Source organism: Hymenobacter roseosalivarius DSM 11622 (assembly GCF_900176135.1).
In the GTDB taxonomy this organism is placed as follows: Bacteria; Bacteroidota; Bacteroidia; order Cytophagales; family Hymenobacteraceae; genus Hymenobacter; species Hymenobacter roseosalivarius.
In genome coordinates this window covers 133053-145553 of record NZ_FWWW01000082.1, presented here as the reverse complement: position 1 = coordinate 145553, position 12501 = coordinate 133053, and the positions used below count along the sequence as shown (strand labels likewise).

10 protein-coding genes are annotated in these 12501 nt (G+C 57.4%); 4 read left to right on the top strand and 6 right to left on the bottom strand.

Annotation, left to right across the window (positions count from 1 at the left end):
• Positions 1-56: 56 nt before the first annotated feature.
• Entirely contained in the window at positions 57-1193 is a 1137-nt protein-coding gene (cfa, locus tag B9A24_RS15195) for a cyclopropane fatty acyl phospholipid synthase (protein ID WP_262490600.1), read from the bottom strand.
• Between the two features lie 289 nt (positions 1194-1482).
• On the opposite strand from cfa, the gene B9A24_RS15190 reads away from it, so the two are divergent.
• The gene (locus B9A24_RS15190; RefSeq protein ID WP_084446874.1) at positions 1483-2019 is read left to right on the top strand and encodes an MOSC domain-containing protein; all 537 of its coding nucleotides are present in this window, start codon (positions 1483-1485) and stop codon (positions 2017-2019) included.
• A gap of 19 nt (positions 2020-2038) precedes the next feature.
• Here B9A24_RS15190 and B9A24_RS15185 read toward each other — a convergent pair whose 3' ends face one another.
• The 3 genes from B9A24_RS15185 to B9A24_RS15175 all read right to left on the bottom strand — a co-directional run bounded on the left by B9A24_RS15185 (position 2039) and on the right by B9A24_RS15175 (position 7635).
• On the bottom strand, positions 2039-3928 hold the full coding sequence (locus tag B9A24_RS15185; protein WP_084446873.1) for a CocE/NonD family hydrolase: 1890 nt from the start codon (positions 3926-3928) through the stop codon (positions 2039-2041).
• A gap of 184 nt (positions 3929-4112) precedes the next feature.
• On the bottom strand, positions 4113-6725 hold the full coding sequence (locus tag B9A24_RS15180) for an MGH1-like glycoside hydrolase domain-containing protein (RefSeq protein ID WP_084446872.1): 2613 nt from the start codon (positions 6723-6725) through the stop codon (positions 4113-4115).
• Positions 6726-6819: 94 nt separating this feature from the next.
• Positions 6820-7635 carry an SDR family oxidoreductase gene (locus tag B9A24_RS15175; RefSeq protein WP_084446871.1) on the bottom strand — a complete coding sequence of 272 codons (816 nt, stop codon included), beginning with the start codon at positions 7633-7635 and terminating at the stop codon, positions 6820-6822.
• Between the two features lie 154 nt (positions 7636-7789).
• On the opposite strand from B9A24_RS15175, the gene B9A24_RS15170 reads away from it, so the two are divergent.
• The gene (locus B9A24_RS15170) at positions 7790-8269 is read left to right on the top strand and encodes a hypothetical protein (RefSeq protein WP_084446870.1); all 480 of its coding nucleotides are present in this window, start codon (positions 7790-7792) and stop codon (positions 8267-8269) included.
• Positions 8270-8423: 154 nt separating this feature from the next.
• On the opposite strand, the gene B9A24_RS15165 is transcribed toward B9A24_RS15170, so the two are convergent.
• Positions 8424-9854, bottom strand: a complete 1431-nt coding sequence (locus B9A24_RS15165; protein WP_084446869.1) for an RtcB family protein — start codon at positions 9852-9854, stop codon at positions 8424-8426.
• A gap of 151 nt (positions 9855-10005) precedes the next feature.
• Between B9A24_RS15165 and B9A24_RS15160 the strand changes: the two genes are divergently transcribed.
• Together B9A24_RS15160 and B9A24_RS15155 are read left to right on the top strand one after the other, a co-directional pair.
• Positions 10006-10938, top strand: a complete 933-nt coding sequence (locus B9A24_RS15160) for a histone deacetylase family protein (RefSeq protein ID WP_084446868.1) — start codon at positions 10006-10008, stop codon at positions 10936-10938.
• A gap of 100 nt (positions 10939-11038) precedes the next feature.
• Positions 11039-12046, top strand: coding sequence for a J domain-containing protein (locus tag B9A24_RS15155; RefSeq protein WP_143434963.1), 1008 nt, complete (start codon positions 11039-11041; stop codon positions 12044-12046).
• A 100-nt stretch (positions 12047-12146) separates the two neighbouring features.
• On the opposite strand, the gene B9A24_RS15150 is transcribed toward B9A24_RS15155, so the two are convergent.
• The gene (locus tag B9A24_RS15150; protein ID WP_084446866.1) at positions 12147-12440 is read right to left on the bottom strand and encodes a putative quinol monooxygenase; all 294 of its coding nucleotides are present in this window, start codon (positions 12438-12440) and stop codon (positions 12147-12149) included.
• Positions 12441-12501: the final 61 nt, after the last annotated feature.

Sequence of the window (12501 nt, the reverse complement as noted above, 5' to 3'; positions counted from 1 at the left end):
GTTTTTTTGTGCTTATAATAGCTATCCGGGGGGCTTTTTCCCAACGTTTCTCGGCCTTACCGCACCGACTCGTACCCTCCCAACAAACCGCGCTTGGAGAGCACCATTTGCCAGAGCTGATTGTGCCGCGCCCGGAAGGACGCGGCGCTGGACAGTAAATAATACTTCCACATCCGATAAAACCGGTCGCCGTAGGTAGGCTGCAACTGCTCCCAACTCTGGTCAAAGTTCTTAAACCAGGCCATCAGCGTATAGTCGTAGTGTACGCTGAAGTTATGGCAGTCTTCGAGCACGAAGAGGTGCTCCATCGCTCCGCCTAACTGCTTGATGGAGGGTAAAAGGCAGTTGGGGAATATATATTTGTTCGTAAACGGGTCAGCGGAGGTGCGGGAATAGGCCATACCGATGGTGTGCAGCAAGAACAAACCATCATCTTTCAGGCAGCGCGCGGCGGTTTGCATATAAGTGCGGTAGTTGCGGTGGCCCACATGTTCGGCCATGCCTATTGACACCACATGGTCGAATTTTTCGCGCACGTCGCGGTAGTCCTGCAACCGTATTTCGATGGGCAGGCCCTTGCATAGCTCCTGTGCCAGCTTTACCTGCTCGCGGGCCACCGTTACGCCTACCACCTCCACTCCGTAGCGCTTGGCGGCGAATTTGGCGAAGCTGCCCCAGCCACAGCCAATATCGAGCACGCGCTGACCAGGCTGGAGGTAGAGTTTGCGGCAAATCAGGTCCAGCTTATTTTCCTGGGCCTGATCGAGGTTGTCGGCGTTCTTCCAATAGCCGCAGCTGTACGTCATGCGCTTGTCCAGCATCAGCTCGTACAGGTTGTTGCCGATGTCGTAGTGGCGCTGGGCATTTTGGGCGGCTTTGCCTTTAGCTTGGCGGTTGAATATCTTAGTCAGCAGCACTTCCAGTACGCTGCGCCACCCCAGACGAGCGGTTTTGTACAAGTCGGCCCGGAGCGCCCGAAAGATAAACTCATCGATCTGCTCGCAGTCCCACCAGCCGTCCATGTACGATTCGCCCAGCCCAAGCGTTCCCTGGCTGAGTACCCGCTGATAAAACCGGTCGTTGTGGATTTGCAAATCCCAGGGCTGCGAGCCATCCACCTGTATGCCTGCCGGAGCAAGAATCTGGGCTACGTTTTTTTGTAATTGCTGTGCCTTCATTCGCGAATCGTATATGTCAGCTGTGCTGGCAATAAGGCTATAATTAAATTAATTATTACAATAATAAAATACATTTCCTCTCAGTGCTAGGTAGAAAATCCGTTGACATGTTGAGTTTGTCGAAGCATCTCTAACTGGTTACGAACCTCACTGAGGCGGTAGAGATGCTTCAACTCCGCTCAGCATGTCAACGGATTTTATTGTCAGGTACTATTACGACTGCACGCGAGATGCTTTGCTTTGCTCTGCATGACGAGCGTACGTTACTTTTGCAACTACTCACAAGCGCATTACTTCCTATAACATGGCTTTCCCCTTCTTCGGCGACGACAAATCGACCATTGCCCGGCTGCTGGCTACGTTGCCCCAAACCGGCCGCCTCGAGTGGATTGGTATCCGGCCCGTGCGACGCGAACCGCTTGTGTCTTTGCCGGAAGTAGAAGTACTGACCGACGCCCACCTGCGCGGCGACCATGCCCGCCCCAAGCCCGGTGGCAAACGGCAGGTCACGCTACTTCAGCACGAGCACTTAGCGGCGGTGGGGGGCTTTTTGGGACTAGACGCGCCCATAGAGCCGGGCCGGATCCGACGCAACCTGGTGGTCAGTGGCCTGAATCTGCTGGCGCTGAAAAACCGCCAGATACAGCTGGGCGACGAAGTGATTCTGGAAATAACCGGCGAATGCCACCCCTGCTCGCGCATGGAGGAAGAGTTGGGTCCGGGCGGCTACAACGCCATGCGCGGACACGGTGGCCTAACCGCCCACATCGTGCGCGGGGGGCAAATTCGGGTGGGCGACGCGGTACGCGTGCTGGAACCGATTACCCCAGCCGCAACCTAAGCTTCCAGCGGCGCGGCGGCTACTGCTGTTTCAGCACTCGTAGTCCCGAGTGCCGCTGGGCATCATGGTACAGGCGTATTGTGGCCTTCACGAAGTCTTTATCCTCGGCCTTGTCAATATCCACGAAAGTCTGCGGATTGCGGTCGACAAGCGGAAACCAGGAGCTTTGCACCTGCACCATCAGGCGGTGGCCTTTTTTGAAGGTGTGCAGCACGCCGGGCAGCTCGTATTTCACTTCCGCTATCTGACCGGGCTGAAACGGCTCCGGCTTCTCGAAACTGTTGCGAAAACGCCCCCTGATTACCTCGGCGCGCACCAGGCGCTGGTAGCCAGCCAGCTGGAGGTTCTTGGGGTTAGGCACAGGATTACGGGCCGTATCGGGGAGCACGTCAATGAGCTTGACGATAAAATCGGCATCGGTGCCGGTGGTAGTTACGAACAGGTCGGCGGTGAGCGGACCGGCCAGAGTCAGGTCTTCGGCCAGGGGTTCAGTTTGGAAGTCGAGCACATCGGGGCGGCGGGCGGCAAAGCGCTGATCCTCTATCATGTACTCGTTGTTGCGGCGGGCGAAGATCCCGTCGGTGTAGGGCACGGGCTTGCTGGGGTCGCTCACGTACTCAGCGAAGGTTTCCGGGGCGGTAGCGGGAGCAAAAGCAAGCGTTCCGTTAGGCTGAAAAAAGAGAGTCTGGGCTTGGGTGGCGGCCGGGGGCCACTGCTCAAACGTCTTCCATTGATTCGTGCCCGTGTTGAAGATGGTGGCTTCGGCCTGGGTAAACCTACCTTTGTCTTTGAGGTAGGAATTGAAGAACTTCAGCTCAATTTCCTCCTGAAAATACTGGGCGGTATTACTGCCAAAGCTCAGCGGCCCAAACTGGCTCCACTCCGGCCGCGACCAAGCACCGTGCGTCCACGGTCCCATCACCAAACGGCTGTTATTCTTAGGGTTTTGTTGCTCAATTGCTTTATAGGTATTGAGCGCTCCAAACAAATCTTCCGCGTCAAAAAAGCCCCCCACAACCAATACCGCGGGCTTGACGCTTTTCAATGCCGTTCGGATATTGCGCGCCTGCCAATAGGCGTCGTAGGTATCGTGCTCCTGATACTCGTTCCAGATTTTGGCGCGGTTGTTAAAATACTGGGGTGCGTTGGCATTTTTGATGGGGCCCAGGTCGAGGAAAAACTGATATACATCCTTGGGTTTAAAGGAAAATAAGGGCTCGTATTCCTCCAGCGGTCCAGTGCGTGGCGCATCAAAATAAGTAGTAAAAGAGAAGTTATCCAGCAGGAAAAACGCGCCGTTATGCCGGGCGTCGTCGCCGATAAATTCGTCCGTCACCGGGGCCTGGGGCGACACCGCTTTCAGGGCCGGATGCGCGTCGGGCAGGGCGGCTGTGGCGTAGAAGCCAGGATACGAAATGCCCGTAATACCCGCCCGCCCATTATGGTTCGGCACGTTCTTGAGCAGCCACTCGATGGTATCGTAGGTGTCAGAGCTTTCGTCGGTTTGCTTGGTTTTGTTGCCGGGCACGTTGGGCGTCACCTCCTCAAACTGGCCCTCACTTTTGTAGCGCCCGCGCACATCCTGGTACACGAAAATGTACTTCTCCCGCGACAACGCCCGACTCATACCAGGGCCGGTTTTAGGGTAATTCGTTTCGCCGTAGGGAGGCGCTGAATAGGGCGTGCGCTCCAGCAGAAAAGGGTAGCGGGTTTTCTTCGCGGCGTCAAGGGGCACGTAGATGACCGTGTACAGTTTCACCCCGTCGCGCATCGGGATAAGGCGGTCGAGCTTACGGTAATTCTGACGAACGAAAACGGAATCCTGGGGGGCATTTTGCTGGGCCTGAGCGATGGGGGCGGCGAGTAAAATGAAGGCAGCTAAGCAAGCAGCAGTGCTGAATCGGAGCATTTGAAGGAGCGGGTGAAACGGAGGAATGCAGCTTCAATAGTAGGGAATAAAATCCCAGAACGTCATGCAGAGCAAAGCGGAGCATCTCGCGTGTTTAGCAGGATTACTATTTCAACGACCGTGAGCGAGATGCTTCGCTTTGCTCTGCATGAGGTTCTTGTTGGAAACCGCTTTAAGATTGCGGCTACAGGAGCCGCACGATCAGGCCGGTCCAGCCGGTTTGGTGGTTGGCCCCGAGGCCGTGGCCATCGTCACCGTGGAAGTACTCGTGGAAGAGCAGGTTGTCTTTGAAGTGAGGATCGGTTTGGAGCAGCGCGGAGTTGCCGAAGGCGGGGCGGTGCCCGTTTTCGTCTTTCAGAAACAGCTTGGTCAGGCGCTCTGAGAGGCAGGCGGCAATGTCCTGGAGGTTGCGCAGCTCGCCGGAGCCCGTGGGATACTCCACTTTAAGGGAGTTGCCGTAGTAGGTATAAAACTTCTGCAACGACTCGATAATCAGATAGTTAATTGGGAACCAGATGGGGCCGCGCCAGTTGGAGTTGCCACCAAACATGCTCGACTCCGCCTCGCCGGGCACGTAGCCGACCGTAAAGTCGGTTTCGGGCGTGTGGTACACGTAGGGGTGTTTCAGATGGTAGCGCGACATGGCCCGCACCCCAAACTCCGACAAAAACTCGGCCTCGTCCAGCATGCGCCGCAGCAGGCACTTGAGGCGGTGACTACGCAGCAAGGACAGCAGGTGCCGCTCGCCCTTGCCTGGCTCCTGCCACCGCGACACCAACTCGGCCAGGTGGGGCCGGTTGTCGAGCATCCAGCGCAGACGGCGGCTGAAGTCTGGCATGGCCGCCAGCAGCTCCTCGTCCAGCACTTCCACCGCGAACAGCGGAATCAGGCCCACGATGGAGCGCACCTTGAGCTTGGTGCGGGCATTATCGGGGGTGAGCAACACATCATAGTAAAACTCGTCCTCCTCGTCCCAGAGATTGAAGGCACCGTCGCCGCTGCGGGTCATGGCGTCCACGATGTAGAGGAAATGCTCGAAGAACTTGCTGGCGATATCCTGGTACACGGGGTTGGTTTGGGCCAACTCTAGCGCGATGCGCATAAGATTGAGGGCATACATGGCCATCCAGCTGGTGCCGTCTGACTGCTCGATGGTACCGCCGGTAGGTAGCGGGGCCGAGCGGTCGAACACCCCAATGTTATCCAGCCCCAAAAAGCCCCCCTCGAAGATGTTGCGGTTGTTTTTATCCTTATGGTTTACCCACCAGGTGAAGTTGAGGGTCAGCTTATGAAAAACTGATTCCAGAAAGTGAGTGTCGCCCTGGCCGTTGTTCAGCTTTTTATCCATCTGATACACCCGCCACGTAGCCCAGGCATGCACCGGCGGGTTCACGTCGCTCAGGTTCCACTCGTAGGCCGGCAGCTGCCCGCTGGGGTGCATATACCAGTCGCGGGTGAGCAAGCGCAGCTGGTTTTTGGCAAACTGCGCATCGACCATGGCCAGCGGAATACAGTGAAAAGCGAGGTCCCAGGCCGCGTACCACGGGTATTCCCACTTATCGGGCATGGAGATGATGTCGGCGTTGTAGAGGTGGCGCCAGTTGCTGTTGCGGCCCGTGCGTCGCTGGTTGGGCGGAGCTTGCATCAGCGGGTCGCCATCAATCCACTGGGCCATGTCGTAGTAATAGAACTGCTTACTCCAGAGCATGCCCGCAAACGCCTGCCGCTGAATATTGCGGGCATCGGGGTCGGTCATTTTCTCCTGAACGCAGTCGTAAAACTCGTCTGCCTCTTGCACACGGGCGGCGAACAGGTTGGCAAAATCAGCGAATGGGGCCGTGAGGGTAGTCTGGCTCAGCCGCAGCCGCACTGTTTGGGACTCGCCCGGCGGAATATGCAGCGTGTACTGCGCGGCGGCTTTGGTGCCCGTTTGGGCCGGGTTGATGGCGTCTAGCTTGCCATCGATGACATAATCGTTGATGCCATCTTTGAAGAACAAACCATCAGCCGGCAGGCCATATAGCCTCTCACCGTTAGTGTCGTTGTCGCAGAAAAGTAAGGACGGATTCTGGTCACAATAGAGTTGATAGCGGCCCATGGTCTGATGCTCTAGCTGCACGACGCCGGACTCCGGCGTGCTTAGCTGCGGCCGATACGGGTCGTGGCCCCACGACCAGGTGTTGCGAAACCACACCTGCGGCAGCACCATGATGGGGGCCATTTTTGCCCCCCGGTTGTGCACCGTTATCTGAATCAGAATGTCATCGATGCCCGCCTTGGCATATTCTATAAATACATCAAAATACCGGTTTTCGGCGAAGATGCCCGTGTCCTCCAGCTCGTACTCGGGCTGCTGGCGGGTACGACGGGCACTTTCTTTAACCAACTGCACGTACGGGAACTCCTGCTGCGGATACTTGTACAGCATCTTCATGTAGGAGTGCGTGGGCGTACTGTCGAGGTAATAATAGTACTCCTTCACGTCCTCGCCGTGGTTGCCCTGACCGTTGGTGAGGCCAAACAGGCGCTCTTTCAGAATGCCATCGGCCCCGTTCCAAAGCGCGACCGAGAAACAGAAGTGCTGGCGGTGGTCCGAAATGCCCCCCAAGCCCTCCTCGCCCCAGCGGTAGGCGTAGCTGCGGGCCAGGTCGTGGGTAATATACTCCCAGGCGTTGCCGTTGGCCGAATAGTCTTCGCGCACGGTGCCCCACTGCCGCTCGGTGAGGTAAGGACCAAATTTCTTCCAGGATGTATTCTGAGCGTTTGATTCAGCTAAGCGTACTTGTTCGGCAGTCATTTTTTGATGAAGAATGAGGGGTAACGCTTGGCGGAATCAAGAATTGGAGAGGACGACTAACTCCCCAATTCTTCATTCGTTAATAAGCAAAACATCAGCCGTTGTCGGCGAAGCCCGGATACAAAGTCATGCCACCATCTACGTACAAGGTAGTGCCGTGGACATAATCAGACTCGTCGGAAGCCAGCCAGGCAGCGGCCCGCCCGATATCCTCCACCTCCCCAATCCGGCCGTAGGGAATGAGTTCCAGCAGCTTACGGGCCGCTTCGGGCGTTTCCCAGGCTTCGTTATTAATAGGGGTTTTGATGGCGCCCGGCGCGATGCTGTTCACCCGGATTTTGTGCGGCGCCAACTCCTGGGCCATGCTTTTCATGAGCAGCATCAGGCCCCCTTTCGAGGCGGCGTAGTTGGCGTGGCCCGCCCACGGAATAGTTTCGTGTACCGAGCTCATGCAGATTATCTTGCCGGCAGCCCTGGATATATCCGGCTGCACGCCGCGCTTGATAAACTCCCGCGCCGCCTCACGGGCGCACAAAAACTGGCCGGTCAGGTTCACGTCAATTACCTGTTGCCACTGCTCCAGCGTCATGTCTACCAGCGGCGCATCCTGCTGAATACCAGAGTTGGCTATCAGAATATGGAGGGTCCCAAACTGCTCAATCGTCTGCCGAAACATTTGCTGCACCTGGTCTTCCTTGCTCACGTCGGCTTTGATGGTAATGGCCCTTCCGCCCTTTTCTTTTATGTGCGCCACTACCTGCTCAGCCTCTTCGGCATCACTATGGTAGTTGACCACCACAGTTGCGCCCGCTTCAGCCAAGGCTACAGCTACTCCCGTTCCAATGCCCGAGCTGGCTCCCGTAACCAGCGCTACTTGCTTGTGTAAGCGTTTTGTAGAAGATGAAGGCATAATAGTAGGTGCAGTAAAATCTATTAAGTGTGCTGTAGCACAAGGCTAGCTGCACGAAGCGAAGTTTAGCCGTACTCGTTTTTTGGGGTGGGGGTTGCTACCGAGAAGCTGATAGATGCTAGATAGTTTTACCTTGTATTACATATCTTCTCTTATGCTGATTGCCAAGTTTACAGTATTGCTTTTGAGCGCAGGCTTTATGCTGTCCTGTAGTGATCAGCATCAAGGCACTGCTACGAGCAGCCAAGCTATTATCGATACTACTGCCACTAAGCTCCTAATTGCCAGCGAAATTGCAGATACTAAAGTATCTGCCACTCAGGAAGAAAGTACCTGCTACGAAGGTATAGCCCGAGCTAAAGCAGATACCAAAGAAGGAATTATTGGCTATTACTTTTGGGGAATTGCAGTACCAGTCTATGCGGATACACTAGAGAAAAAGTATGGTATGTTGATTCGCCAAGAAGGTTGCATCGTCTATGATGGAAAGGTCGAAAGTTGGACGTGTTATAATCAAGTCATGGACAGCGCCATTTTAGCTAAGTATCACGTCGATCTTATTGAGCAAGAAGATCAGAAATCAAGACAATGGATTCGTGCCTTGCTGTCTAAACAAAAGCGTGGCGCCGATTAAAACAGATAGATAAGAACCTTAAATGCTCCTTAGTACTACGGGTCATGCTGAGCTTGCCGAAGCATCTCTACCGCTTCGTTGAGGTTATTGATCGGTAGAAATACTTCGACAGGCTCAGCATAACCAACAAAAATTCTGTAAGAAGCCCCCCCATCTACTCCCCTCGCCCTTTTCCTCTGCTTCCACCCGCGTCCATACGCACCACTTTAGGCGTGAAAGTACCCAGCACGTCTACTAAATCACGCTGATGGGCCATTACCTGATGAATATCCTTGTAGGCGGCGGGCGCTTCGTCGAGGCCGCCGCCGATGAGCTCTACGCCGTGGTCGCGCAGTTGGCGGCGCATGTCGCCCTCTGCTATTTGGGCTTTGGCCTGGGTGCGGCTCAGGCGCCGCCCGGCACCGTGCGCGGCCGATTGCAGCGAGTCCCGCTCCCCACGGCCGCGCACAATAAAGCCGGGGGCCGTCATCGAGCCGGGAATCACGCCGAGCACGCCTTTGCCAGCCGGCGTAGCGCCCTTACGGTGCACAATGGCCTCGCGACCATCCGGCAGGGTTTCCTTCCAGGCAAAGTTGTGATGGTTTTCCACCTGGGCTAAGGCGGCATTGCCCAAAGCTTTGCTGAGGCGACGGTGAATATCGTGGTGGCAGGCCGAGGCGTAGTCGCCGGCCAGGTTCATGGCACGCCAGTACTCCTGCCCTTCCTGCGAATCCAACGACAGCCAGGCCAGATGCCGCGCCTGGGGCGGCAGGGGGCATTTTTCCATGGCTACTTTGGTGAAGTGCTGGGCCACGGCCGCTCCCAGCCCCCGCGAGCCGCTATGCGATAATAGGCCCACATACTGTCCCACTGGCACGCCCAATTCATTGTTTGGGTCAGTAATATCTACCAAGCCAAACTCCACGAAGTGGTTGCCCGAGCCCGAGCTCCCGATCTGAGCCAAAGCCGAGTCGCGCTTGTGCCGCACCACGCCGATTTCGCGAAACTCCGGCCGCTCGAAAATGGGGTCGTCGGTATAGGGTTTCTTAAACACCTCCTTGTTGCCAAACTTGGTGTGCTCCAACAGCAGCTTGCGCAACTCCTGGCTATGCTTATTCAGGTAGCTGGCCGGCAACTCAAAGACAGACAGTGCCATCCGGCAGCCGATGTCCATGCCCACGCCGTAGGGAATTACCGCGTTATTCACGGCCAGTACGCCGCCGATGGGCAGACCGTAGCCCTGGTGGGCATCGGGCATGAGGGCCCCGTCGATGGTGACGGGCAGCTGCATGGCCGTGTCCATCTGGCGGCGGGCCCCATCTTCGATAAACTGCTCGCCGTAGCGGCGGTAGTCTTTGATGTCGGGATTGAGGCCGACCTCGCGGCTGGGCTGGGGCACGAGTTCCTGGGCTACCTCGCGCCAGAGCGGGTCGCGCAGGAAGGCGTAGGGGTCGGCTTTTATTTGTTGCAACAAAGCCAGGACGCTGCCTTTGTCAAGGGTTTTGAGCTGCTTATCGGCCAGCGCATCCAGGGCCAGGCCAATGACGCGGCCTTCGGGGTAGCCGATTTTGCGCAGGTCGTTACTGCGAAGCTTTTTGGTAGGCATGGTGTTCAGACGGTGGGTTTCCGTAGAGGTACGCAGAGGCTGGGCGCAGAGGTTCGCGGAGGATAGTGATTGCAGCCGTCAGCACACTGCGTACCTCCGCAGCCTGCCTCTACGTACCTCTGCAGGAACCCGACTTTAAGAACGCCCGCTCATGCCCTGCCTCGCCACCTCCGACCGCTACACCCTGGATTTGCCCCCCGGCCATCGGTTTCCCATTGCCAAGTACGCCCTGATTCGGGAGCAGCTGCTGTGGCAGGGAATTGCCCCCCAGACCGACTTCTATGACCCCGGCCTGTGCGCTGAGGAGGATATTTTGCGCGTGCACACGGCCGAGTACTGGCATAAGGTGCGCGACCAGCGCCTCGCTCCCGCCGAGGTGCGCCGGCTGGGTTTGCCGCAGAGCGAGCAGCTGGTGCGCCGCTCTTTGAGTAGCAGCGCCGGCACCTTGCAGTCGGCGCTAAAAGCACTAAAAGATGGCGTGGCGCTGAACCTGGCCGGCGGCACCCACCACGCCTTTGCCGACCGAGGCGAGGGTTTTTGCGTGCTCAATGACATGGCCATTGCCGCCGCCCACCTGCTCCACCACGGCCTGGCCCGGCAGGTGCTGGTCGTGGACCTAGACGTGCATCAGGGCGACGGCACGGCCAGCATTTTTCAGCAGGAGCCACGCGTGTTCACCTTTTCCATGCACGCGGGGGCCAATTATCCACTGCGCAAAGAGAAATCGGACCTGGACGTGGAACTGGCGCTGGGCACCGGCGACGCGGAATATCTGGAGCGGCTCAGGGCTATTTTACCGGGCTTGGTAGCTGATATTCAGCCGGATTTTGTCTTTTTTCAGGCGGGGGTGGATGTGCTGGCGACCGATAAGCTAGGCAAGCTGGCCCTGACCCAGATCGGCTGCCGGCTGCGGGATGAGTTCGTCCTGGGACTGTGCCAGGACCACCACCTGCCCGTGGCCGTGAGCATGGGCGGCGGCTACTCCGAGCGCCTCGCCGACATCGTGGACGCGCACTGCAACACGTTCCGGGTGGCGTATGAAGTGTGGAGTGATATAACGCCAACCGAAGGACAGCGCAGCTAAGCTCCCGCTTGGTGCGTCATTGAACGTCAGTAGCGCGACTCGCAGGATAGCAACGATTTCCCAAGCCGGAGCCTGGGGTTACGCTTACCTTTGCCGGCCCATGGCACACAATCCTACTTCCGACCTTCCAGCCGCGAATTCCTTACCAATTCCGACTACAAATGCGGCTATTAACCCCGCCCAACAGGCATTTCGGGAGGCAGTGCAGCAGGTGGAAGGGTTGCGCCAGCGCCTGCGCGACTTGCAGGCCGAGCAGGCCGACGCTCGCCGACGCTATTGGCAGCAGGTGGGGCCAGCAGCGCGGGCCGTAGTGGAGGCGCGGCAGACGCTGTTCGCGCCGTTGGAAAATGCTCTGTTACTGCACTTTTTCAGTCGGGCCGAGGAAGAGCAGATAACGGGAGTAATCGTTGGGAATGCTCGCGCTTTGCAGGAGCGGTTTGGGGAAGACGCCTCGGATATGTTGCTCAAATATGCCCCCCAGCGCCGTTCAGCCCAGGCGCGAAGCGGTACTTCAGACGCAGCAGAAGCCAACGCCAGCTTTGACTCCTCGCTGCCCCCGCACGAGCAAGCGGCGGAGCAGGCCCGCGCTCGGCGCAAAACCAAGGCCCAGAAGGCGCGGGAAGTCGCCGAAAAAGCAGCCCGCGAAGAGGAGCAACAATTATTATCCAACACCAAAACCCTCTACCGCCAGTTGGCCCGCACCCACCACCCCGACCTAGAGCGCAACCCCGACGCCCAGCAGCATAAAACCGCGCTCATGCAGCGCATCACCGAAGCCTACGAGGCCAACGACCTTTACACCCTGCTCCAGCTGCTGTCCGAATCGGCCCCCACCGACCACGCTGATGATGACGTCCTCACCCGCTACACCCAGGCCCTTCAGCAACAGCAGATTGAGCTAAAGCAGCAGTTGAATGAGTTGAAATATGGCCCCTCCAACGTGCTCAGCGGTTCGGGTAAAAAGCAGGAAGCCGAACTGCGCCAGCTCAAGCGCTACCTGCGCGCTGAGGCTGAGTACGTGCAGCACGTAAGCCGACTTATACAAGAGCCCGTAGGCTTGCGCGAGGTGTTGCGCGAGTTGGCAGCGGAAGGCCAGGAGACGGTGTAACGGGGTAGACGCGCGCCCGCATCCTCAACCCAAAAAAGCCCGCCAGAAGCGCCAATCACGCATCTGGGGGGCTTTTTCAGGCTCACCTTAGCCTCAATTCCTACTTAGAAGCAAGAATATCAATCATTTCGATGGTGGGAGCAGCTGACAGCAGCTCGCCGGCATTAGCCATGAGGGCGGCGGCTACCTTACCGCCGAGGTGGGCTTTGCGGCCAGCATCATCAGGGAAGGTATCGAAGATGCCAAACGTGGAAGGCCCCATCTGAATACCGTACCAGTTGATGGTTTCCGGCTCTTCCTGCACCAGCGGCAGGCCGCCGCACAGAAAATCGGCTACTGCTTGTTCTTTTCCGGGCTTGGCTTCCAGCCGCACCAATAGTCCTACTTTGACCATGTTATGGGATTTTAAGAATGAATAAAACAGGCAGGCGTACCAAACAGTGGGGTCCAGGGCT